The sequence below is a fragment of the Microbacterium sp. zg-Y818 genome, from assembly GCF_030246905.1.
Classification (GTDB): Bacteria; Actinomycetota; Actinomycetes; order Actinomycetales; family Microbacteriaceae; genus Microbacterium.
Genome location: NZ_CP126741.1, coordinates 1,232,906 through 1,255,188 on the forward strand (window position 1 = coordinate 1,232,906; position 22,283 = coordinate 1,255,188).

At 71.0% G+C, this 22,283-nt stretch carries 20 protein-coding genes and 1 tRNA gene; 2 read left to right on the top strand and 19 right to left on the bottom strand.

What is annotated here, in order from left to right; translation table 11 throughout:
* Nucleotides 1-28: 28 nt before the first annotated feature.
* Nucleotides 29-451, top strand: coding sequence for a hotdog fold thioesterase (locus QNO21_RS05660; protein WP_257518838.1), 423 nt, complete (start codon nt 29-31; stop codon nt 449-451).
* Nucleotides 452-562: 111 nt separating this feature from the next.
* Here the strand turns inward: QNO21_RS05660 and QNO21_RS05665 are convergent, their stop codons facing one another.
* Nucleotides 563-1,150, bottom strand: a complete 588-nt coding sequence (locus tag QNO21_RS05665) for an ANTAR domain-containing response regulator (protein WP_257518945.1) — start codon at nt 1,148-1,150, stop codon at nt 563-565.
* A gap of 86 nt (nt 1,151-1,236) precedes the next feature.
* On the opposite strand from QNO21_RS05665, the gene QNO21_RS05670 reads away from it, so the two are divergent.
* Nucleotides 1,237-1,317, top strand: a tRNA-Leu gene (locus QNO21_RS05670).
* Between the two features lie 61 nt (nt 1,318-1,378).
* Here the strand turns inward: QNO21_RS05670 and pyk are convergent.
* The 18 genes from pyk to metK are packed head-to-tail and all read right to left on the bottom strand — an operon-like array spanning nt 1,379 to nt 22,235.
* The gene (pyk, locus tag QNO21_RS05675) at nt 1,379-2,827 is read right to left on the bottom strand and encodes a pyruvate kinase (protein ID WP_257517160.1); all 1,449 of its coding nucleotides are present in this window, start codon (nt 2,825-2,827) and stop codon (nt 1,379-1,381) included.
* Between the two features lie 55 nt (nt 2,828-2,882).
* Complete coding sequence (locus QNO21_RS05680; protein ID WP_257518839.1) at nt 2,883-4,349, bottom strand: glutamate synthase subunit beta; 1,467 nt, start codon at nt 4,347-4,349, stop codon at nt 2,883-2,885.
* Nucleotides 4,342-8,919 (bottom strand): glutamate synthase large subunit, encoded by a 4,578-nt coding sequence (gene gltB, locus QNO21_RS05685; RefSeq protein WP_257518840.1) that lies wholly within the window; start codon nt 8,917-8,919, stop codon nt 4,342-4,344. Before gltB ends, QNO21_RS05680 begins: the two co-directional genes overlap by 8 nt.
* Before the next feature lie 52 nt (nt 8,920-8,971).
* A complete protein-coding gene (lgt, locus tag QNO21_RS05690) occupies nt 8,972-9,961 on the bottom strand; it encodes a prolipoprotein diacylglyceryl transferase (protein WP_257518841.1) in 990 nt (329 codons plus the stop codon).
* A gap of 52 nt (nt 9,962-10,013) precedes the next feature.
* Nucleotides 10,014-10,808 carry a tryptophan synthase subunit alpha gene (gene trpA / locus QNO21_RS05695; protein WP_257518842.1) on the bottom strand — a complete coding sequence of 265 codons (795 nt, stop codon included), beginning with the start codon at nt 10,806-10,808 and terminating at the stop codon, nt 10,014-10,016.
* Complete coding sequence (trpB, locus tag QNO21_RS05700; protein ID WP_257518843.1) at nt 10,805-12,067, bottom strand: tryptophan synthase subunit beta; 1,263 nt, start codon at nt 12,065-12,067, stop codon at nt 10,805-10,807. Before trpB ends, trpA begins: the two co-directional genes overlap by 4 nt.
* Nucleotides 12,064-12,840: an indole-3-glycerol phosphate synthase TrpC gene (trpC, locus tag QNO21_RS05705; RefSeq protein ID WP_257517439.1), complete on the bottom strand. Its 777-nt coding sequence runs from the start codon at nt 12,838-12,840 to the stop codon at nt 12,064-12,066. The genes trpB and trpC overlap by 4 nt, the downstream gene beginning before the upstream one ends.
* Nucleotides 12,841-12,842: 2 nt before the next feature.
* Nucleotides 12,843-13,073 carry a DUF6704 family protein gene (locus QNO21_RS05710; protein ID WP_257517440.1) on the bottom strand — a complete coding sequence of 77 codons (231 nt, stop codon included), beginning with the start codon at nt 13,071-13,073 and terminating at the stop codon, nt 12,843-12,845.
* Between the two features lie 60 nt (nt 13,074-13,133).
* Nucleotides 13,134-13,727 carry a Trp biosynthesis-associated membrane protein gene (locus tag QNO21_RS05715; RefSeq protein ID WP_257518844.1) on the bottom strand — a complete coding sequence of 198 codons (594 nt, stop codon included), beginning with the start codon at nt 13,725-13,727 and terminating at the stop codon, nt 13,134-13,136.
* Nucleotides 13,724-14,080 (bottom strand): phosphoribosyl-AMP cyclohydrolase, encoded by a 357-nt coding sequence (gene hisI, locus QNO21_RS05720; RefSeq protein ID WP_257517331.1) that lies wholly within the window; start codon nt 14,078-14,080, stop codon nt 13,724-13,726. The genes QNO21_RS05715 and hisI overlap by 4 nt, the downstream gene beginning before the upstream one ends.
* Entirely contained in the window at nt 14,077-14,856 is a 780-nt protein-coding gene (gene hisF, locus QNO21_RS05725; protein ID WP_257517330.1) for an imidazole glycerol phosphate synthase subunit HisF, read from the bottom strand. The genes hisI and hisF overlap by 4 nt, the downstream gene beginning before the upstream one ends.
* Nucleotides 14,856-15,698: an ATP phosphoribosyltransferase gene (gene hisG / locus QNO21_RS05730; RefSeq protein WP_257517293.1), complete on the bottom strand. Its 843-nt coding sequence runs from the start codon at nt 15,696-15,698 to the stop codon at nt 14,856-14,858. The genes hisF and hisG overlap by 1 nt, the downstream gene beginning before the upstream one ends.
* A gap of 42 nt (nt 15,699-15,740) precedes the next feature.
* Complete coding sequence (locus QNO21_RS05735; RefSeq protein WP_257517294.1) at nt 15,741-16,004, bottom strand: phosphoribosyl-ATP diphosphatase; 264 nt, start codon at nt 16,002-16,004, stop codon at nt 15,741-15,743.
* Nucleotides 16,005-16,020: 16 nt separating this feature from the next.
* Complete coding sequence (gene rpe, locus QNO21_RS05740; protein ID WP_257518845.1) at nt 16,021-16,698, bottom strand: ribulose-phosphate 3-epimerase; 678 nt, start codon at nt 16,696-16,698, stop codon at nt 16,021-16,023.
* A 50-nt stretch (nt 16,699-16,748) separates the two neighbouring features.
* Entirely contained in the window at nt 16,749-18,119 is a 1,371-nt protein-coding gene (locus tag QNO21_RS05745; protein WP_257518846.1) for an RsmB/NOP family class I SAM-dependent RNA methyltransferase, read from the bottom strand.
* Nucleotides 18,116-19,036 carry a methionyl-tRNA formyltransferase gene (gene fmt / locus QNO21_RS05750; RefSeq protein ID WP_257518847.1) on the bottom strand — a complete coding sequence of 307 codons (921 nt, stop codon included), beginning with the start codon at nt 19,034-19,036 and terminating at the stop codon, nt 18,116-18,118. Before fmt ends, QNO21_RS05745 begins: the two co-directional genes overlap by 4 nt.
* Before the next feature lie 8 nt (nt 19,037-19,044).
* Entirely contained in the window at nt 19,045-20,997 is a 1,953-nt protein-coding gene (locus QNO21_RS05755) for a primosomal protein N' family DNA-binding protein (RefSeq protein ID WP_257518848.1), read from the bottom strand.
* Between the two features lie 44 nt (nt 20,998-21,041).
* A complete protein-coding gene (gene metK / locus QNO21_RS05760; protein WP_257518849.1) occupies nt 21,042-22,235 on the bottom strand; it encodes a methionine adenosyltransferase in 1,194 nt (397 codons plus the stop codon).
* Nucleotides 22,236-22,283: the final 48 nt, after the last annotated feature.

The following is a 22,283-nucleotide window of genomic DNA, read 5'->3' on the forward strand; positions in this document are numbered from 1 at the left end:
GTGGGACAGCCCGAACCGAGAGCAGGACATGACCGACCAGCGGACCGCGACCGAAACCGGCCTCGAATGGGTCGCCAGCCGCGGCATCGGCGCCCTCGCCGAGAAGATGGGGATCGAGTTCACGGAGTTCGCGATCGACCGCTGCGTGGCCACGATGCCGGTGGAGGGCAACACGCAGCCGGTCGGGCTGATGCACGGGGGCGCGTACGTCGTGCTCGGCGAGTCGCTGGGGTCGATGGCGGCCAACCTGCATGCGGGGCCCGGACGCCTGGCGGTGGGCACCGACATCAACGCAACGCACACACGGTCGGCGACGAGCGGCCGCGTCACGGCGGTGTGCACGCCCGTCCACCTCGGCCGGTCGATGACGGTGCACGAGATCGCCATCACAGACGAGGCGGGCAGGCGCTGCTCGACCGTGCGCATCACGAACCTGATCAAGGACCGCTGACCCCCCGCCCGAGCGGCGGCGCGGCATACGGGCCCGCGCGACGGCGAGACACCATGAAACGGATGAGACCCCCCGCATCGCGAGGGGTCTCATCGGAAAAGTGGTGTCTCGTTACTTCTTGGGGGCCAGCTGCTCGATGATCGCCTTGGCGACGTCCTGCATGGTCAGGCGACGGTCCATCGACGCCTTCTGGATCCAGCGGAACGCCTCGGGCTCGGTCAGGCCCATCTTCTCGTTGAGCAGGCCCTTGGCCCGGTCGACGAGCTTGCGGGTCTCGAAGCGCTCGACCATGTCGGCGACCTCGGCCTCGAGCGTGATGATCTGCTCGTAGCGGGCCAGGGCGATCTCGATCGCCGGCAGCAGGTCGTTGGGGGTGAAGGGCTTCACGACGTATGCGAGCGCACCGGCCTCGGTCGCCCGCTCCACGAGCTCCTTCTGGCTGAACGCCGTCAGCAGCACGACCGGCGCGATGTGCGCCTTGCTGAGCTTCTCGGCGGCGGAGATGCCGTCGAGCACGGGCATCTTCACGTCCATGATCACAAGGTCAGGGCGCAGTTCGGTGGCCAGCTGCACGGCCGTTTCACCGTCACCGGCCTCGCCGACCACGTCGAACCCGGCGTCGCGGAGAATCTCCACGATGTCGAGGCGGATCAGCGATTCGTCCTCGGCGACGACAACGCGTCGCGGGGCTGTGGCCATGGGGGTGGCGGTATCGTCGAGCTCAGTCACGACACCATTCTAGGTCAGGCGGGGCCGTTCCCTGCGGTATCGTCGTGGAGGCACTTGCCGGTGTGGCGGAATGGCAGACGCGACCGACTCAAACTCGGTTGTCTTCGGACGTGTGGGTTCGACTCCCACCACCGGTACGCACACGAAAAAGGAGAGGGATGCCGCATCGCGGCATCCCTCTCCTTTTCGCTTCCGGCCTTACTGCTCGGCCTTGTAGATCGGCGCCTTGCCGTGCACGGCGTCGCCCACCTTGTGGATGCGGATGTCGTTGGTCGAGCCGATGATTCCGGGAGGGGAACCGGAGATCACGACGACGCGGTCACCGACCTCGGCCAGCTTGTTCGTGAGCAGGTAGTCGTCGACCTGGATGAACATGAGGTCCGTGTGGGCCACGTGCTCGACGATGGCCGACTGGACGCCCCACGTGATCGCCATGCGGCGACGGATCGCCGGCTCGGGGGTGAACCCGATCATGGGGAACTTGGGGCGCAGGCGCGACATGCGGCGGGCGGTGTCGCCGGACTCGGTGAAGATGCAGACGTACTTCGCCTCGACGAACTCCGCCACCTCCATCGCGGCGAGCGTGATGGCCCCGCCCTGCGTGCGCGGCTTGGTGTTCAGCGGCGCGATGCGCTCCATGCCGTGCTCTTCGGTGGATTCGATGATGCGCGCCATGGTCTCGACGACGACGACGGGGTAGTCCCCCACGCTCGTCTCGCCCGAGAGCATGACCGCGTCGGCGCCGTCGAGCACGGCGTTGGCGACGTCACTGGTCTCGGCGCGGGTCGGCACCGGGTTGTTGATCATCGACTCGAGCATCTGCGTCGCGACGATGACGGGCTTGGCCATGCGGCGGCAGAGCTCGACCGCGCGCTTCTGCACGATCGGAACGGCCTCGAGCGGCAGCTCGACGCCCAGGTCTCCGCGGGCGACCATGATGCCGTCGAAGGCGTCGATGATCTCCTCGAGGTTTTCCACGGCCTGCGGCTTCTCGATCTTGGCGATGACGGGCACGCGGCGCCCCTCTTCGGCCATGATCTCGTGGACGCGGGTGACGTCCTCGGCGCTGCGCACGAACGACAGCGCGATGAGGTCCGCGCCGGCGCGCAGGCCCCAGCGCAGGTCCGCCTCATCCTTTTCGGAGAGAGCGGGCACGCTGACGGCGACGCCGGGCAGGTTGATGCCCTTGTTGTTGGACACCGGGCCGCCGACGATGACCTTCGTCGTGACGACGGGACCGTCGACCTCGGTCACCTCGACGCGCACCTTGCCGTCGTCGATGAGAAGGAAGTCGCCCGGGCGGACGTCGGCGGGAAGGCCCTTGAAGGTCGTCGAGACGATCTCCTTGGTGCCCTCGATGTCGTCCGTGGTGATCTTGAAGACATCGCCCACGGCGAGCTGGTGGGGCCCGTCGGCGAACTTGCCCAGTCGGATCTTGGGGCCCTGCAGGTCCACCAGCGCGGCGACGGCGCGGCCGGAATCCTGGGCCGCCTTGCGCACGTTGGCGAAGTTGTTCTCGTGGACGGAATAGTCGCCGTGGCTCAGGTTGAATCGCGCCACGTCGACACCGGCGTCGATGATCGCGCGGACCATCTCGTAGGTGGATGTGGCGGGGCCGAGAGTGGCGACGATTTTCGCGCGTCTCATCGTGGGTGTGCTCCGGTCTTTGGGGGGATGGCTGTCGAGTGCTGCCGTGTTCAGCCTACGCGGGCTGCAGTCCGATAGCGATGTCAGTGGGTCGCACGGGCTGAGGAAGCTCTGTCGTGCCCATGAGGAAGCGGTCCACTGCAGCGGCAGCGGCCCGACCCTCCGCGATGGCCCACACGATGAGCGACTGCCCGCGGCCGGCGTCGCCGGCGACGAAGACGCCGGGGTGGGTGGCCTGATAGTCCCCGTCGCGGGCGAGGATGCCGCGCGGCGTGAACTGCGTGTCGAGCTGGTCTTCGAGCTTCTCGCGCTCGGGTCCGGTGAACCCCATGGCGATGAGCACGAGGTCGGCGGGGATCTCGCGTTCGGTGCCGCTCTTGGGGAGGCGCCGGCCGTCGACGAACTCGGTCTCGGCTACGCGCAGCGCGCGCACCTCGCCGACGTCGTTGCCGAGGAATTCCACGGTGGAGGCGAGGAACGTCCGCTCGCCGCCCTCTTCGTGGGCCGACGTCATCTCGAACAGCGTCGGGGTCATAGGCCACGGATGCGTGTCGGGGCGTTCGGCAGGAGGCTGCTTGCCGATGGCGAGGTTGGTGACGCTGAGGGCACCCTGGCGGTGCGCGGTGCCGATGCAGTCGGCCCCGGTGTCGCCACCGCCGATGACGACGACGTGCTTGCCTGCCGCACTGATCTGGTGGGGCACCTGGTCGCCCGCGACGGCCTTGTTGGATTCGACGAGGTACTCCATCGCGAAGTGCACGCCGGCAAGGTCCCGCCCCGGGATGGGCAGGTCACGGGGCACGGTGGCCCCGGTGGCGATCACGACCGCGTCGTACCGTTCGCGCAGCTGGTCCCAGGTGATGTCCCGGCCGATCTCGACGCCGGCGCGGAAGCGCGTGCCCTCGTCCTGCATCTGGCGGAGCCGATACTCGAGGTGGCGCTTCTCCATCTTGAAGTCGGGGATGCCGTAGCGCAGCAGCCCGCCGATGCGGTCGTCCCGCTCGAACACGGCCACGGTGTGACCCGCCCGCGTGAGCTGCTGTGCGGCGGCGAGGCCGGCGGGGCCGGAGCCCACGACGGCGACGGTCTTGCCGGTGAGGCGCTCGGGCGGCTCGGGCTCGACCCAGCCGCGGGCGAACGCCTCCTCGATGATCGACACCTCGACCTGCTTGATGGTCACGGCGGGCTGGTTGATGCCCAGCACGCACGAGCTCTCGCAGGGGGCCGGGCACAGCCGCCCGGTGAACTCCGGGAAGTTGTTCGTCGCGTGCAGCCGCTCGCTGGCGCTGCGCGCCTGCCCGCGCCACATCAGGTCGTTCCACTCCGGGATGAGGTTGCCCAGCGGGCAGCCCTTGTGGCAGAACGGCACGCCGCAGTCCATGCAGCGACCGGCCTGGCGACGCAGCACCGCGGAGTCGCCCGGCTCGTAGACCTCTTTCCAATCGAGGATGCGCACCGGCACCGGGCGACGCGGCGGAAGCTCGCGCTCGGTGACCTTCAAAAAGCCCTTCGGGTCAGCCACCCGTCACCTCCATGATGCGGTTCCAGACGACATCGCCGTCGGGGTCGAGTCCCTCTGCCGCCGCCTGCTGGCGGGTCTGCAGCACCGCGGCGTAGTCGCGGGGCACGACGCGGACGAAGTTCGCCGCCTCGGTGTCGAAGTTCTCCAGCAGCGACGCAGCCAGAGCGGATTCGGTCTCGGCGAGGTGCTGCAGCAGCAGGTCGCGCAGGATCTCCACGTCGCCGGAGCCCATCTCCAGCAACGCCAGTTCGCCGGATGCCAGTGCTTCGCGGTTCACCAGGGCTCGGTCCAGCTTGTAGATGTAGGCGTTGCCGCCGGACATGCCGGCGCCGAGGTTGCGGCCGGTGGAGCCGAGGATGACGGCGAGCCCGCCGGTCATGTACTCCAGCGCGTGGTCGCCCACGCCCTCGACGACGGCGGTGGCGCCGGAGTTGCGCACGAAGAACCGCTCCCCCACGACCCCCCGCAGGAACATGGTGCCCTGCGTCGCGCCGTAGCCGATGACGTTGCCGGCGATGACGTTGCGGGACGCGTCGAAGGCGGCATCCTTCGGGGGGCGCACGACGATCTGGCCGCCCGAGAGGCCCTTGCCCACGTAGTCGTTGGAATCGCCCTCGAGTCGCAGGGTGATGCCGGCGGGCAGGAACGCGCCGAACGACTGCCCTGCCGAACCGGTGAGGTTCACCACGATCGACCCCGACGGCAGGCCGTTCACGCCGTGCGCGAGCGTCACCCGGTTGCCGAGCATGGTGCCCACGGCCCGCTCGGTGTTGCGGATGGGCAGGTCGATCGTGATCTGCCCGCCGTGCGCGATGACGTCCTGAGCGCGCTCGATGAGCTGCACGTCGAAGTGCTCCTCGAGCTCATGGTCCTGAGCGCGGGTGTTGCGGCGCGCGACCTCCGGGGCGAACGCCGGTCCGCGCAGGATCGGCTCGAGGTCGAGGCCCCCGGCCTTCCAGTGCGCGACCGCCCCGTTGACGTCGAGCAGCTCGCTGCGCCCGACCACCTCGTCCAGCGAGCGGAAGCCGAGTTCGGCGAGGTATTCGCGCACCTCCTGCGCGATGAACTCCATGAAGGTCACCACGTGCTCGGCCTTTCCGGTGAAGCGCGCACGCAGCACCGGGTTCTGGGTGGCCACGCCCACGGGGCAGGTGTCGAGGTGGCAGACGCGCATCATGACGCAGCCCTCCACCACGAGGGCGGTGGTGGCGAAGCCGAACTCCTCGGCGCCCAGGAGCGCTGCGATGATGACGTCGCGCCCGGTCTTGAGCTGACCGTCGGCCTGCACCACCACGCGGTCGCGCATGTTGTTGAGCATGAGGGTCTGCTGCGTCTCGGCCAGGCCCAGCTCCCACGGCGTGCCGGCGTGCTTCAGCGAGTTCATGGGGCTTGCGCCGGTGCCGCCGTCGTGTCCGGAGATGAGGATCACGTCGGCGAGGGCCTTCGCCGTGCCTGCGGCGACCGCGCCGATGCCCGACTGGCTCACGAGCTTGACGTGCACCCGGGCCGCCGGATTGGCGCGCTTGAGGTCGAAGATCAGCTGCTTGAGGTCTTCGATGGAGTAGATGTCGTGATGCGGCGGCGGCGAGATGAGGCCGACGCCGGGGGTGCCGCCGCGGGTGCGGGCGACCCAGGGGTACACCTTCGCCGGGGGCAGCTGCCCGCCCTCGCCGGGCTTCGCGCCCTGGGCGAGCTTGATCTGGATGTCGTCGGCATGCGTGAGGTACATGCTCGTCACGCCGAACCGGCCGGATGCCACCTGCTTGACAGCGCTGCGCCGCTCGGGGTCGAGCAGCCGCTCGACGTCTTCGCCGCCCTCGCCGGTGTTGGACTTCCCTCCCAGACGGTTCATCGCGATCGCCAGCGTCTCGTGCGCCTCTTTCGAGATCGAGCCGTAGCTCATCGCGCCGGTGGAGAAGCGCTTGACGATCGCCGAGACCGGCTCGACCTCGTCGATCGGCACCGGTGGGCGCAGGCCGCTGCGGAGGGTGAACAGTCCGCGCAGGGTCTTGAGCTCGTGGGCCTGCTCGTCGACGAGCTTGGTGTACTCGCGGAAGATGTCGTAGCGGCGCGAGCGGGTGGAGTGCTGCAGCCGGAAGATGGTGTCGGGGTTGAACAGGTGCGGTGCGCCGTCGCGACGCCACTGGTACTCGCCGCCGGTCCACAGCCGCTCGTGCGCGCGGGCGGCGCCGTCCTCGGGATACGCGAAGTCATGCCGCGCCTGGTTCTCGGCGGCGATGTGATCGATGCCGATGCCGCCGAGCTTGCTCTCGGTGCCGGTGAAGTACGCGTCGATGAACTCCTGCGAGAGCCCGACCGCTTCGAACGCCTGCGCTCCCGCGTAGGACGACACGGTGGAGATGCCCATCTTGGACATGATCTTCAAGACGCCCTTGCCGAGCGCGTAGATGACGTTGGTGACGGCCTTCTCGGGCGTGATGCCGGTGATGAAGCCCGCGCGCACCAGATACTCGACGCTCTCCATCGCGAGGTACGGGTTCACCGCCGACGCACCGTAGCCGATGAGCGTCGCCACGTGATGCACCTCCCGCACGTCGCCGGCCTCGACGACGAGGCCCACCTTCATGCGGTTCTGCTTGCGGATCAGGTGGTGGTGGATCGCCGAGACCATGAGCAGCGACGGGATCGGGACGAGATCCTTGTTCGAGTCGCGGTCCGAGAGGATGAGGAACTCCGCACCCTCTTCGATGGCAAGGTCCGCTTCGGCGCACAGCTCGTCGAGCCGCGCCTTCATCGTGCCGGGGCCGGCGTCGAAGTGGTACAGCCCCCGGAGGGTGACGGAGCGTCTCCCGGGCATGGTGCGCCCGATGTTCTGGATCTTCGCCAGCTCGTCGTTGTCGATGACCGGGAAGTCCAGGGTGATCTGCCGGGCGTGATCGGGGCCGTTCGACAGCAGGTTTCGCTCGGGGCCGAGGCCCGCCCGCAGGCTCGTGACGACCTCTTCGCGGATGGAGTCCAGCGGCGGGTTCGTGACCTGCGCGAACTGCTGGACGAAGTAGTCGAAAAGCAGGCGAGGGCGCTCGCTGAGCACGGCGATCGGGGTGTCGGATCCCATGGCGCCGATGGGCTCGGCGCCGTTCTGCCCCATCGGGGTCAGCAGGATGCGCACCTCCTCCTCGGTGTAGCCGAACGTGCGCTGACGGCGGGTGATCGAGGCGATCGGGTGCACGATGTGCTCGCGCTCGGGAAGCTCCGACAGCTGCAGCCGCTGGCGCAGCCACAGCTCCCACGGCTCCGCCGCAGCCAGCCGGGCCTTGATCTCGGCATCCTCGACGATGCGTCGCTCCGCAGTGTCGACGAGGAACATCCGTCCAGGGCTCAGCCGCCCGCGTCGCTTGATGCGCGAGGGCTCGAAGTCGAGCACGCCGGTCTCGCTCCCGATGACGATGAGGCCGTCGGTCGTCTCGGTCCAGCGTCCGGGGCGCAGGCCGTTGCGGTCGAGCGTCGCGCCGACCAGCGTGCCGTCGGTGAAGATCAGCGCGGCCGGTCCGTCCCAGGGCTCCATGAGCATGGAGTGATAGTCGTAGAACGCCCGCAGGTCGGGCGCGATGTCGGCCTGCTTCTCGTAGGCCTCGGGCACCATCATCATGATGGCGTGCGGCAGGCTGCGACCCGAGAGGGTGAGGAGCTCGAGCACCTCGTCGAACGAGGCCGAGTCGCTGGCACCCTCGGTGCAGATCGGCAGCAGCGGGCGCATGTCGCCGAGCAGCTCGGACTCCAGCTGGGACTGCCGGGCGCGCATCCAGTTGCGGTTGCCGCTGACGGTGTTGATCTCGCCGTTGTGGGCGAGCATGCGCAGCGGCTGCGCGAGCGGCCAGGACGGGAAGGTGTTGGTCGAGTAGCGCGAGTGCACCACCGCCAGCTCCGACGCGAAGCGCTCGTCTTGCAGGTCGGGGTAGAACGGCTCGAGCTGCAGTGTCGTGACCATGCCCTTGTAGCCGAGCGTGCGGCACGACAGGGAGACGAAATACGCGCCCAGCTCGTGCTGGGCGCGCTTGCGCAGCCGATAGGCGCGCCGGTCGAGGGCGATGTCCGACAACGCCGGCGCACCGCCGATGGCGGGCCGCGAGAGGAACAGCTGCTCGAACGCGGGACGGGCGTCATACGCCAGCTTGCCGAGGTTGTCGTCGGCGGTCGGGACCGCGCGCCAGCCGAGCACGGTCAGCCCTTCGCGCGCGGCGAGCTCCTCGATGCCGGTCTTGAGCGCCTCGCGGGCATCGCGCTCCCGCGGCAGGAACGCCATTCCGGCGGCGTACTCCCCCACCGGCGGCAGGTCGAAGTCGACGACCGCGCGCAGGAAGGCGTCGGGCATCTGGGTGAGGATGCCGGCGCCGTCGCCGGTGCCGGCATCGGACCCGATCGCGCCGCGGTGCTCGAGGTTGCGCAGCGCCGTCAGTGCCAGCTCGACGATGTCGTGCCCGGCGTGACCGCGCAGCGTGGCGACCATGGCCAGACCGCAGGCGTCCTTCTCGAACGCCGGGTTGTACATGCCCTGACGGGGCGGGAACGCCGAGGATGATCCGGCGTCGCGACGGGGGCTCGAAGGCATACCTGCCGTCCTCACTCTGAGTCTCAAGACGGGACGACGTCGGCCCTGAAAGCTATGTGCGGGGAACTGCGCTTGTGGCTGTCTCCTCGGGGACATCGGACGTGGGGGGTGCGCTCACGTCGACGAAGTCTTCGTTGTCCTGCGATTGTACAGCCCCATCGGGCGTCCACTGCCTGCCCGGCACGTATACCGAGGGCTCCATGCCGGTGTGGCGGCGCTTCTGGACGATGATGATGGCCAGCCCCACGACGATGCCGAGGATCGAGGCCCAGACGTTGGTGCGCAACCCGAACAGCACCTCGCTCGGGTCGATGCGGATCGACTCCCACACGATGCGCCCGGCGCTGTACCAGACGAGGTAGAGGCCGAACAGGCGTCCCCACTGCAGGCGCAGCTTGCGGCCGGCCCACAGCAGCACGACGACGCCCAGCAGGTTCCACAGCACCTCGTACAGGAACGTGGGGTGGAAGAGGGTTCCCTCGGGCAGGCCGGCGGGCCATGCGGCGTTGGGGTAGTCGATCTCCAGTCCCCACGGCAGGTCGGTGGGGACGCCGTAGAGCTCCTGGTTGAACCAGTTTCCGAACCGGCCGAGGGCCTGGGCCAGCAGCAGGCCGGGGGCCAGGGCGTCGGCGAAGCTCCAGAACCGGATGCCGGTCCACTTGCATCCGATCCACGCGCCCACGGCGCCGCCGAGGAGGGCGCCGAAGATGGCGATGCCGCCGTCCCAGACGTTCCAGATGGCGTCCTGCTCGAACGGATTCCACCACTCACGGCCTTCGGCGAAGTAGAAACCGGGGTGGGTGAGCACGTGGAAGATGCGGGCTCCGACGATGCCGAGGATCACTGCGGGCAGCGAGACGTCGATGACGACCCAGGGCTCGCCGCCGCGCTTGGTGAGTCGGTGGTTGGTGAGCAGGACCGCGGCGATGATGCCGGCGATGATGCACAGCGCATAGAAGTGGATGCGCAGCGGGCCCAGCTCCCAGTAACTGACGGAGGGGCTCGGGATGCTGGCGACGACGTGCGCGACGGCAGTGATCATGGGGATCCGTGTCCTTGCGTTCAGATGACCGGCGGCGGCCGGCCAGGAAAGTCTAGTTCGCGACCGGCGCCGAGCCGGCGGTGAGTGCGCGTGCGGTGGCGGCGAGGGCGTCGAGGCCTCCGTCGCGGAGCGCCCGCACCAGGGCGGTGCCCACGATCGCGCCGTCAGCGTATTCGAGCACTCCCGCCACCTGCTCGGGGGTGGAGATACCGATGCCGACGCATGCGCGCTCGCATCCGCGGTCGCGCAGGCGCCCCACCAGGGTGCGCGCCGCGGCGTCCAGATCGGCCCGCTCTCCGGTGATGCCCATGGTCGAGACCGTGTACACGAACCCGGTGGAGGCCCCGACGATCAGGTCAAGGCGCTCGTCTGTCGAGGTCGGGGCGGCAAGGAAGACGCGGTCGAGTCCGGTGCGCTCGGACGCGGCGATCCACTCCGCGGCGGAATCGGGCGTGATGTCGGGCGTGATGAGGCCCGCTCCCCCTGCAGCCAGCAGGTCGTCGGCGAAGCGATCGACGCCGTACTGCATGACGGGGTTCCAGTACGTCATGACGAGCACGGGCACATCGACGCGGGCCGTGATCTCGCGGACCGCGGTGAAGATGTCGCGCAGCCGGAAACCCGCCGCGAGGGCCGTCTGGGTCGCCTCCTGGATGACCGTGCCGTCCATCACCGGGTCGGAGTACGGCGGCCCGAGCTCGAGGATGTCCGCACCGTTCTCGGCCAGGGTCACGGCGGCCTCGATGCTCGTGTGCAGGTCGGGGAACCCCAGTGGAAGGTAGCCGACGAACGCGCCGCGCCCCTGGGCGGCGGCGGCGTCGATGGCGGCGGCGACGCGGGAGGTCACAGTTCGATCCCCTCGCCGGCGGCGGCTTCGTCTTCTGGTGGCGTGACGACGGGGGCGGGGTTCTCGTCGCCGTAGAGGCCGAACCACCGCGCCGCGGTGTCCATGTCCTTGTCGCCGCGGCCCGAAAGGCTGACGGCGATCACGGCATCCGGACCGAGTTCGCGCCCGAGGCGCATGGCGCCCGCCAGGGCGTGGGCGGACTCGATCGCGGGGATGATCCCCTCGGTGCGGCTGAGAAGCCGCAGGGCCTCCATCGCCTCGGCATCGGTGGCGGGGATGTACTCGGCGCGGCCGATCGACGACAGCCACGCATGCGCGGGGCCGACACCGGGATAGTCCAGGCCCGCCGAGATCGAGTGCGACTCGACGGTCTGGCCGTCCTCGTCCTGCAGCACGAAGGTCTTCGCGCCGTGCAGCACGCCGGGGCGACCGCGTTCGATGGATGCCGCGTGGCGCGGCGTGTCGACGCCGTCGCCGGCCGCTTCGACGCCGTAGAGGCGCACGCTCTCGTCGTCGAGGAACGCATCGAACATCCCGATCGCGTTCGAGCCCCCGCCGACGCAGGCGATGACCGCGTCGGGCAGGCGGCCGACCTCGTCGAGCAGCTGCGCGCGGGCCTCTTCGCTGATGATCTTCTGGAAGTCGCGCACCATCGAGGGGAAGGGGTGCGGGCCGGCAGCGGTGCCGAAGATGTAGTTCGTCGTCTCGACGCTCGCGACCCAGTCGCGGTACGCCTCGTTGATGGCATCCTTCAGCGTGCGCGATCCCGTCGTGACCGGGATCACCTCGGCGCCCAGCAGCCGCATGCGCGCGACGTTCAGCGCCTGACGCTCGGTGTCGACCTCGCCCATGTAGATCGTGCAGTCGAACCCGAACAGCGCCGCCGCGGTGGCCGTGGCGACGCCGTGCTGGCCGGCGCCGGTCTCGGCGATGACGCGCGTCTTGCCCAGGCGCTTGGTGAGCAGCGCCTGACCGATGACGTTGTTGATCTTGTGGGACCCGGTGTGGTTGAGGTCCTCGCGCTTGAGGAAGACCCGGGCGCCGCCGGCGTGCTCGGCGAACCGCGGCACCTCGGTGAGAGGCGACGGGCGCCCGGCGTACGAGCGCAGCAGGCTCTGGAACTCCGCCTCGAACGCGGGGTCGGCCTTGGCTGCCTCGTATACCGCGGTCAGCTCGTCGATCGCGGCGATGAGCGACTCGGGCATGTAGCGCCCGCCGAAGTCGCCGAAATAGGGCCCTGCAGCGTCGCGCAGACTCATGAGCCGGCCTCCAGGAAAGCGGTGAGGGTCGACACGGGGTCGCCGGTGACCAGCGCCTCCCCGATGAGGACCACGTCGGCGCCGGCGCCGCGATAGTGCGCGACGTCGGCAGGGGTGAGAACGGCGGACTCGGCGATCTTCACGGCATCCGCCGGAATGTGCTCGGCGAGCCGGCCGAAGAGGTCGCGGTCGAGGTCGAAGGTCGACAGGTCGCGGGCGTTCACGCCGATCAGCCGGGCGCCGACGTCTGCGGCGCGGTGCACCTCGTCGAGCGAGTGCGTCTCGACCAGCGGCGTCATGCCGAGCTCGAGCACGAGAGCGTGCAGCTGCGCCAGCAGGGGCTGCTCGAGGGCTGCGACGATGAGCAGCACGAGGTCGGCCCCCGAGGCGCGTGCTTCGAGCACCTGATAGGGCGTCGCGATGAAGTCCTTGCGCAGCACCGGCACCGACACGGCGGCCTTGACCGCTTCGAGGTCGGCGAGGCTGCCCTTGAAGCGGCGCCCTTCGGTCAGTACCGAGATCGCGCTCGCTCCCCCGGTCTCATAGAGCGAGGCCTGGTGGGCGGGATCGGGGATCGCCGCCAGGTCGCCGCGAGAGGGGCTCGCGCGCTTGACCTCGGCGATGATCCTCACGCGGTCCGCGGGTGCCAGCGCGTCGAGGGCGGCACGCGGCGCAGGCTGCGACAGCGCGAGCTTCTCCACCTCGGCGAGCGGTCGCCGCAGCGCGCGCTCCTCGGCGTCCTCGACCGCGCCGGCCGTCAGGCCCGCGAGCATGCTCAATGCTGCTTCGAGGCGTACTTGTCGCCGTAGGCTCCGTAGCCGGCCTTGGACATGGCCCAGCCGACGATGGCGCCGACGACGAGCAGACCGGCGGAGGCCCAGACGAGCGCCGGCATGTCGAGCCAGAAGAACAGGGTGCCCAGCACGAACGCGAGCAGCATGATGACGACGGCGGTCCACGCTGCCGGGGAGTGTCCGTGGCCGGGGTCGCCGATGTGGTTGCTCATCTGTCTCCTTCGCGTACGCAGGCGGCAGGGCGGCCGCATGCCTTCCTCAGTCTAGCGGGGTCAGGCTGTCGGGTCCGAGCCGCGCGACAGGTCGTCCCATGAGTCGATGGCGTCGTGCGGTCGCGACGAGGCGGGGCCGGCGGCGGCCGTGGCGTCGGTGCGATAGCGGCGGCCGGCGCCCTTCCAGCGGTGGGCCGAGATGAGGGTCCAGAGGCCCCCGAGCACGAGCAGCACGGCCGCGACCACCGTCACCCACGGCCACGGTGTCACGGTGATGGCGGCCACGAGGGCGGCGACCGCCTCGGTGCCGCTCAGCCCCGTCGTCTCGGTCACGGTGGAGGCGGCGGCCGTCACGGGCGGGTCGACGGCCACCGGCCAGGTGAGGGTCAGCAGCAGGCCGCCGATGGCGATGGCGATTGCGCCGAAGACGTACCGCAGCACGCGACCGACGATCGTGAGCGCCAGCCCGAGCGCGAGCGCTGCCAGTCCCAGGGGGGCCAGCACCGGCAGGGCTGCGGCACCCGGGACGGCCAGGACGTGCGCCGCGCCGTCGCTCAGGGTGACGTCGAGCCAGGTCTGGGTCGAGGAGATGACGGCCGTGCCGCCGGCGATGATGAACGCCAGCACCGCCAGCAGGCGTGCGCGGCGGGTCATGGCGTCGCCGTCACGGGGTGCAGGTCGTCGGCGTCGAAGCACGTACGGGTGCCGGTGTGGCAGGCGGCGCCCACCTGCTCGACGGAGATGAGCACGGCGTCGCCGTCGCAGTCCAGGCGCGCGCCGCGCACGAGCTGGATGTGCCCGGACGTGTCGCCCTTGCGCCAGTACTCGCCCCGCGAGCGCGACCAGAACGTCACCCGGCCGGTGGTGAGGGTGCGGCGGAGGGCTTCGGCATCCATCCACGCCAGCATGAGCACCTCGCGGGTGTCCCACTGCTGGATGACGGCGGCCACCAGCCCGTCGTCATCGAACCTCACCCGCGCGATGCGCTCGTCCACGGTGTCGGTCATGACACGGCCTCTCTGGCGCGCACGAGGATTCCGTCGGCTGCCAGCGCGTCCTTGACGTCGCCGACGGTGAGCTGGCCGGTGTGGAAGACCGAGGCTGCCAGCACCGCGTCGGCACCGGCGTGCACGGCGGGGGCGAAGTGGGCGGCGGCGCCCGCTCCCCCCGAGGCGATGACCGGCACGCTGGAGACTTCGCGCATGAGACGGACGAGTTCGAGGTCGAAACCCTCCTTGGTGCCGTCGGCGTCGATGGAGTTCACCAGCAGCTCGCCGGCACCCCGTTCGATCGCCTCGCGCGCCCAGCCGAGGGCGTCGAGCTCGGTCTCGGTGCGCCCGCCGTGGGTGGTGACGACGAAACCCGACGGCGTTGCGGCCGACCGCTTGACGTCGAGCGAGAGAACGAGCACCTGGGCACCGAAGCGGTCGGCGATCTCGTCGATGAGCGCGGGGCGCGCGATCGCGGCGGAGTTCACGCCGATCTTGTCGGCGCCGACGCCGAGCAGGCGCGCCACGTCGTCGGACGAGCGCACGCCCCCGCCCACCGTCAGCGGGATGAAGACCTCCTCGGCCGTGCGGCGCACGACGTCATACGTCGTCGCGCGCTCGTCGACCGTGGCGGTGACATCGAGAAAGGTGATCTCGTCGGCGCCCTGCCCGTAGTACAGCCGTGCGAGCTCGACCGGGTCGCCCATGTCGCGCAGGTTGGCGAAGTTGACGCCTTTGACCACCCGGCCGGCGGCGACGTCGAGGCACGGGATGACGCGGCACGCCAAAGCCATCAGAGCCTCGCGTTGTGGATGGCGGTCACCAGGATCGCGCGGGCGCCGATGGCGTACAGCGCATCCATGATCTGGTTCACGCGGCGGCGCTCGACCATGACGCGCACCGCGACCCACGACGGGTCGCGCAGCGGCGAGATGGTGGGCGATTCGATGCCGCCCGCGATCTCGACGGCCGCGTCGACGAGCGACGCGGGCAGGTCGTAGTCGACCATGACGTACCGGCGGGCCACCATGACGCCGCGGAGGCGCCGCAGCAGCGTCTCGGTGCCCTCCGCCTCGGTGGGCGAGCCGATCAGCACGGCCTCGGACTGCAGCAGCACCGGCCCGAAGATCTCCAGACCCGCCTGGCGGAGGGTCGTTCCCGTGGAGACCACGTCGGCGACGGCGTCGGCGACGCCCAGCTGCACCGCCGACTCCACGGCGCCGTCCAGCGGCACGAGGTCCACGGCCACGCCGTGCTCGTCGAGGTAGGCGTCGACCAGCCCCGGGTAAGCAGTGGCGACCCGCAGCCCCTCCAGGTCGGTCAGGTCGGAGAACCGTCCGGGAGGACCGGCGAAGCGGAAGGTGGACGCGCCGAAGCCGAGCGCCTCGATCTCGCGGGCGCCGGGCATGCGGGCGTCCAGCAGCAGGTCGCGGCCGGTGACGCCGACGTCCAGCGCGCCGGAGCCGACATAGGTGGCGATGTCCTTGGGGCGCAGGTAGAAGAACTCGACCTCGTTGACGGGGTCGATGACGTGCAGGTCTTTCGGGTCACGGCGGCCGATGTAGCCCGCTTCGGCGAGCAGTTCGGCGGCGGTGTCGGCGAGCGAGCCCTTGTTCGGCACGGCGATACGCAGCATGTGTGGCTTTCGTGTGGGGGTGGAGGGGACGACGAGGTGGGCTCAGAGATGTCGGTAGACGTCTGCCAGGGTGAGCCCTTTGGCGAGCATCATCACCTGCAGGTGGTACAGCAGCTGGGAGATCTCCTCGGCTGCCGCCTCCTGCGACTCGTACTCCGCGGCCATCCACACCTCGGCGGCCTCTTCGACGATCTTCTTGCCGATCGCGTGCACCCCGCCATCGAGCTCGGCGACGGTGCCCGATCCCTCGGGGCGCTGCTCCGCTTTGGCGGACAGCTCAGCGAACAGGGCGTCGAACGTCTTCACCTTGACAGGCTACCGGTCAGTGCCGGTGGGCGCGGCCGGCAGACGTGCGCAGAGCCGCGATCGCGGCCGCCGGATCGTCGGCACCGAAGACCGCCGAGCCGGCGACGAACGTGTCGGCGCCGGCCTCGGCCGCCTGCGCGATCGTGGACTCGCCGATGCCGCCATCCACCTGCAGCCACACCGCGCTCCCCCGGCGGCGGGCCTCGTCGGCCAGAAGACGCAGCTTCGGCATGGTCTCGGGCATGAACGACTGACCGCCGAAGCCCGGCTCCACCGTCATCACCAGGATCTGGTCGAACTCGTCGAGGCTGTCGAAGAGCCCCTCCACCGGGGTGGCGGGTTTGACGGCGACGCCCGCGCGGGCGCCGATCGCCCGCAGCTGGCGGGCGAGCGCGACGGGGTTCGCGGCAGCCTCGAGGTGGAACGTCACCGAAGCCGCACCGATCTCGGCGTACTCCGGGGCCCAGCGCTCCGGATTGTCGATCATCAGGTGCACGTCCAGCGGCACGGGGCTCGTCTGCTGGATACGTGCGACCATCTGAGGGCCGAAGGTGAGGTTCGGCACGAAATGGTTGTCCATGACGTCGACGTGCACGAAGTCCGCCGTGGCGATACGGGCGAGCTCGCTCTGCATGTTGACGAAGTCGGCGGCCAGGATGCTCGGGTTGATGCGGACGTCGGTGGTGTCGGTCACGGTCCCATTATCCGGGCCGCCGCGGCCCGCGCAGCCACGCCTCGCGGCGGTCAGCGCCTCCGCAGGAGCGTGATCGACATCGCATCGGTGCCGTGGCGGTGGGGCCACAGCTGCGCACGGCCGGAGCCGTCTGCCTGCTCGGGCAGATCCAGCGGGGAACGGGAGACGTCCTCGACCACGGCGCGCGCGTCGAGCTCTTCGACCTCGTCGCCGAAGGTGCGCCGCAGCTCGGCGCCGATGGCCGCGGTCTCGGCCAGATGCGGCGAGCAGGTGACGTACGCGAGGATGCCGCCCGGACGCAGCGCCTGCACCGCGGCGGTGGCCAGCCCCAGCTGCAGATCGGTGAGCTGCGGGATGTCGGCCGGGCTCTTGCGCCACCGCGCCTCGGGGCGGCGGCGAAGGGCACCGAGCCCGGTGCAGGGGGCGTCGACGAGCACGCGGTCGTACTGCCCGGGGGCCGATGCCGCCCGCTCGCGGCCGTCGACCTCGCTGACGGGGACCTCCAAGGGCACGCCCGCGACGGAGTCCCGCACGAGCCGCGCCCGGATGGCCGACGGTTCGTTGGCCTCCAGCCGTGCTCCGCGCTCGAGCGCCTCGGCCGCCAGGATGGCGGTCTTGCCGCCGGGACCAGCGCAGAGGTCGAGCCAGCGCTCCCCCGCTGCGACCGGGGCCGCCCCGACCAGGGCGAGAGCCGCCAGCTGCGAACCCTCGTCCTGCACGCGGATGCGGCCGCCCGCGCCCGCGATCATGGCATCGGGTGCGCCGCCGCCCAGGCGGAACCCGTAGGGCGAGTACGGCGTGCGCTGGGCGTCTGCGGGGATCTCGGCGAGCCCAGGCAATGCCGTCATGGTCACCTGGGGTGAGGCGTTGTCGGCGGCCAGCAGGTCTTCGAGCTCGTCGGCGCGGCCCTCGGCGGCCAGCGCCCGTCGGAGCGCCCGGATGACCCACACCGGGTGGGCGTACGTCAGGCCGAGGCGCTCGTCGTCGGAGCGCGCCGCGGCGGTGATGCGCTCCATCCACGTGCCGGGGGTCTCGCGCGAGACGCGCCGCAGCACGGCGTTGACGAACCCCGCGGCCCCCTGCCCGGCGGCCGATCGCGCGAGCGCGACCGATTCGTTGACGGCGGCGTGCGAGGCGACGCGGGTCGACAGCAGCTGATGAACCCCGAGGCGCAGGGCGTCGAGCACCGGGGGGTCGATGTCATCGGGCGAGCGCCCCGCGACCTCGGCGATGATCGCGTCGTAGGTGCCCTGCCGGCGGAGTGTGCCGTAGGTCAACTCGGTGGCAAGGCCCGCGTCGGCGGAGGTGAGGCCGGCCAGGCGGATCTCGCGCGGCAGCAGCAGGTTGGCGTACGCGTCGGACTCGTGCACGCCCCGCAGGGTCTCGAAGGCCACGCGGCGGGCCAGGGTCGCGTCGCTCATGAGCCGGCCACCGCATCGGTCAGGCGCGCGCCGCGCCACCAGTCCCCGGCATCCATCGCGGGTTTGCCCGCAGGCTGCACGCGGTGAAGCACCACCGCGCCCTCGCCGGTGCCGACCGTCACGTCGCGGCCGACCAGCGCGATGCGACCGGGCTCGAGGCCCGCGGCATCCGCCAGGGTGCTCGCCGCCAGCACCTTCAGACGCACTCCCCCGATCGTGGTGTGCGCTCCGGGCTCGGGCGTGGTGCCGCGCACGCGGTCGACGACGCGTCGCGCGGGCAGGCTCCAGTCCAGGGCGCCGTCGGCGAGCGTCAGCTTGCCGGCGTAAGTGGGGTCCCCGACCTGCGGCACAGCGCGCGCGGTGCCCGCGGCGATGTCGTCGACGACGTCGGCGAGCAGGTGCGCTCCGGCATCCGCCAGGTCGCTCAGCACGTCCGCTGCGGTCGCGGTCTCGGGCACCTCGTAGGTGACTTCGCCGTACACGTCACCGGCGTCGAGCTCTGCCACGAGGCGGAAGACGCTGGCCCCGGTCGTGCGGTCCCCCGCGATGAGCGCATGCTGCACGGGCGCCGCCCCCCGCCAGCGCGGCAGCAGCGAGAAGTGCAGGTTGATCCATCCGTGCGGCGGCATCGACAGGAGGGGTTCGCGTACGAGACCGCCGTACGCGACGATCACGCCGAGATCGGGCTGCAACCTCTCGATCGCCTCGGTCGCGGCGGCATCGAGCCGGTCGGTCTTGATGGTGGGGATGGCGAGCTCTTCGGCGGCCTGCGCCACCGGCGACGGGGTCAGCACGCGCTTTCGGCCCAGCACGGCGTCGGTGCGGGTCACGACCGCGACCAGCTCGTGGCCGGAGGCGGCCAGGGCACGCAGCGAGGGGACGGCGGGTTCGGGGGTACCCGCGAAGACGAGGCGCATGGGGCTCCTTACAGATCCAGATCGGGAACGTCGACCCGCACTCTCAGGGTCGCACGGGTCGGGCCCGGGCGTCCCTTCGCGGGGCGTCGGGCGTGGAGGGCGTCGGCGATGATCGCCGAGCGCAGGCTCTCGGCGACGGCACGGCCGACGCCGTAGTCGAAGCGCACCACCGCACGGGCGCCGTCCTCGGCGCTCACAGGGCCGAGCACGGCGTCGTCGCCGAGTGTCGGCACGTCTTCGCGCAGCGTGTCGAGGCAGGTGCGGACGGCCTGGGTGGACCCGTGGATCGCGGCGACCCGCACCACCGGCGGCATGTGCAGGGGCGCGCGCTCGGCCAGTTCGCTCCGGGCATAGGCGGACTGCGTCCAGGTCGCCAGCGCCCGGGCGACGGCTCCGGTGACGCCGACGAGGTGCACCGGTGCGCCGGGGGCGGCCAGCGCGGCGGCGTTGGACCACCACCGCAGGCACGACTCGCCGATGCGCAGGTCGTCGGCCATCAGCATGCGGTCGCCGTCGAGCAGCACGACGGCGCGGTAGCCGCCGGCGGCGATCGGTTCGGCGCCGCGGGTGGCGATGACGAGCGCCGGCTTGGCATCCACCTGTGTCACCTGATGCACCCCGTCGGCGACGATGACGCGCGTGCCGGGGAACGCGCGGCCGAGTTCGTCGGCGGTGCGTTCGCTGCCCGACGAGGCCATGCGCAGCCGCGTGCTCTCGCAGTTGGCGCATTTCCAGGCCGGAGCGCTGCGTCCGCACAGTGCGCACTCGGGGGTCGCGCCGGGCCGGCGTGCGCGCAGGGGTCCGGCACAATGCGGGCAGCGCGCCGGCGTGCGGCAGTCGGCGCAGACGAGCACGGGGGCGTATCCGGGGCGCGAGACCTGCACGAGCACCGGCCCCGATGCCAGGCCCTCGCGGGCGGCGGCGAACGCCGACGAGGGCACGCGGGCGCCGTGGGATTCGCCCTCGCGCGTGGCCGAGAGGACGACCCGTGGACTGGTGCGGCGGCGGGCGGGGACCTCGCGCACCCAGCCGATCGCGACGAGGCGCTCGACGTCGGAGGTTCGGGTGTGACCGGCGAACAGCAGTGCCGCGCCGTCGAGCTCCTGTCGCACGAGGGCTGCGTCACGGGCGTGCACGCCGGGGCTCAAGGGCTCGGCCAGCAGCGGGTCGCCGTCGTCCCAGATCGCGACGAGTCCGGGTTCGTGCGCCGGGGCGTACACGGTGGAGCGGTTGCCGATGACGACGCACGGCTGCGGGGCCAGCACCCGCAGGTACGAGGCGTAGCGCTCGGGTCCCGATCGGCGGGCGTCGTCGCGCACCAGGGCGTCGTCGGGCACGCGTCCCGCCAGGGCGAGTTCCAGCTGCGCCTGATCGCGGTGGTCAGGGACGACCAGTACGGCGCTGCGGCCGGAGGCGAGCGTCTGCACCGCCGCTGCCGCGAGGAGCTCGGCCCATGCCCCGACGTCGTCGCCCGAAGCGAGGCGGGCCGGGTGCGGCGGCGCGTCCACCGCGAGCCGCTCCCCCGCGGCGATCGCGTCGGCGAGGCCGGGGAACGCCGTGAGCACGGCGTCGGCCCACGCGGCATCCGCCGGCGCGACCTCGGGCGCCGTCACGGGCTCACGTGCGAACCACGCCTTCTCGGCCCGCACCATGCGCTTGGGCACCGCGAGCCGCAGGATGTCGGATGCCGAGCCGGCGGCACGGTCGGCGGCCCGCCGCGCGAGCGCGTACAGACCAGGCGGCAGCACCGCGACCGGGGAGATCACCGATTCCACGAGAGAAAGCGGGCGCCCGGCGGCATCCGCTTCGCCGGTCTCGACGACGTAGGCGTCGACGACGCGGCCCGCGGTGCGCAGAGGCACGCGCACGCGGATGCCGGGCGTCACCGTCTCTGCGAGCTCGTCGGGGACCTCGTAGTCGAACAGGCGGTCCAGCTGTGGCAGCGGCGAATCGATCAGCACGCGTGCGACGCGACGGGTCGTCGCGCCGGCGCCTGCGGCGTCCACTACAGGCCTGCGGCCGTGCGGAGCTCCTCGACGCGGTCGGTGCGCTCCCACGTGAAGTCGGGCAGTTCGCGGCCGAAGTGTCCGTACGCCGCGGTCTGCGCGTAGATGGGGCGCAGCAGATCGAGGTGCTCGATGATCGCCTTGGGCCGCAGGTCGAACACCTCGCGGATCGCGCGGCGGATCGTCTCGTCCGACACGCGGCCGGTGCCGAAGGTCTCGACGTAGAGCCCGACCGGCTTGGCCTTGCCGATGGCGTAGGCCACCTGCACCTCGACGCGCTCGGCGAGGCCCGCGGCGACGGCGTTCTTGGCCACCCAGCGCATGGCGTAGGCCGCAGAGCGGTCGACCTTCGACGGGTCCTTGCCGCTGAACGCCCCGCCGCCGTGCCGGGCGGCGCCGCCGTAGGTGTCGATGATGATCTTGCGGCCGGTGAGCCCGGCGTCGCCCTTGGGGCCGCCGGTGACGAAGGGACCGGCGGGGTTGATGAAGTACTTGACGTCGGGAAGCTCGAGCCCGGTCTCTTCGAGCACGGGGTCGATGACCTCGGCCCGCACCGCCGCGCGGAGGGCCTTCTGCGAGATGTCGGCCTGGTGCTGGGTGGACAGCACGACCGATTCGACCGTGCGCGGGGTATGTCCGTCGTAGCCGAGGGTGACCTGCGTCTTGCCGTCGGGGCGCAGGAACGGCAGCTCGCCCGAGCGGCGGACGGCGGCGAGCCGCTCGGCGATGCGGTGGGCGGTCCAGATGGCCATCGGCATGAGCTGCGGGGTCTCGTCGGTGGCGTAGCCGAACATGATGCCCTGGTCGCCCGCGCCCTGCAGGTCGCGCGGGTCCTCGGAGCCGTCCTCGCGCCGCTCGAACGCCTTGTCGACGCCCGCGGCGATGTCGGAGGACTGCGCGCCGATCGATACGCTGACCCCGCACGAGCTGCCGTCGAAGCCGGCGTCGCTGGAGGTGTAGCCGATGCGGTTGACCACGTCGCGGACGATCGCGGGGATCTCGACGTATGCGCTCGTGGACACCTCGCCGGCGACGTGCACGAGACCGGTCGTCACCAGCGTCTCGACGGCCACGCGGCCGTTCGGGTCCTCGGTGAGGATCGCGTCGAGGATGCTGTCGGAGATCTGGTCGCAGATCTTGTCGGGGTGACCCTCGGTGACGGACTCGGAGGTGAACAGGCGCAGGTCGGTCATCGATGCTCCAGGTCGAGGGCGGCGGGGGTGGACACAAGTATGCGCCGT

Excerpts from the sequence above, each read along its gene's own strand:
- QNO21_RS05715 (WP_257518844.1), bottom strand. The coding sequence starts at position 13,727 with ATGACCCGCCGCGCACGCCTGCTGGCGGTGCTGGCGTTCATCATCGCC.
- metK (WP_257518849.1), bottom strand. The coding sequence starts at position 22,235 with ATGACCGACCTGCGCCTGTTCACCTCCGAGTCCGTCACCGAGGGTCAC.
- QNO21_RS05710 (WP_257517440.1), bottom strand. The coding sequence starts at position 13,073 with ATGAGCAACCACATCGGCGACCCCGGCCACGGACACTCCCCGGCAGCG.
- hisI (WP_257517331.1), bottom strand. The coding sequence starts at position 14,080 with ATGACCGACACCGTGGACGAGCGCATCGCGCGGGTGAGGTTCGATGAC.
- trpB (WP_257518843.1), bottom strand. The coding sequence starts at position 12,067 with ATGAGTCTGCGCGACGCTGCAGGGCCCTATTTCGGCGACTTCGGCGGG.
- QNO21_RS05745 (WP_257518846.1), bottom strand. The coding sequence starts at position 18,119 with ATGAGCGACGCGACCCTGGCCCGCCGCGTGGCCTTCGAGACCCTGCGG.
- trpC (WP_257517439.1), bottom strand. The coding sequence starts at position 12,840 with ATGCTCGCGGGCCTGACGGCCGGCGCGGTCGAGGACGCCGAGGAGCGC.
- hisG (WP_257517293.1), bottom strand. The coding sequence starts at position 15,698 with ATGCTGCGTATCGCCGTGCCGAACAAGGGCTCGCTCGCCGACACCGCC.
- QNO21_RS05665 (WP_257518945.1), bottom strand. The coding sequence starts at position 1,150 with ATGGCCACAGCCCCGCGACGCGTTGTCGTCGCCGAGGACGAATCGCTG.
- lgt (WP_257518841.1), bottom strand. The coding sequence starts at position 9,961 with ATGATCACTGCCGTCGCGCACGTCGTCGCCAGCATCCCGAGCCCCTCC.
- QNO21_RS05660 (WP_257518838.1), top strand. The coding sequence starts at position 29 with ATGACCGACCAGCGGACCGCGACCGAAACCGGCCTCGAATGGGTCGCC.
- hisF (WP_257517330.1), bottom strand. The coding sequence starts at position 14,856 with ATGGCTTTGGCGTGCCGCGTCATCCCGTGCCTCGACGTCGCCGCCGGC.
- fmt (WP_257518847.1), bottom strand. The coding sequence starts at position 19,036 with ATGCGCCTCGTCTTCGCGGGTACCCCCGAACCCGCCGTCCCCTCGCTG.
- pyk (WP_257517160.1), bottom strand. The coding sequence starts at position 2,827 with ATGAGACGCGCGAAAATCGTCGCCACTCTCGGCCCCGCCACATCCACC.
- gltB (WP_257518840.1), bottom strand. The coding sequence starts at position 8,919 with ATGCCTTCGAGCCCCCGTCGCGACGCCGGATCATCCTCGGCGTTCCCG.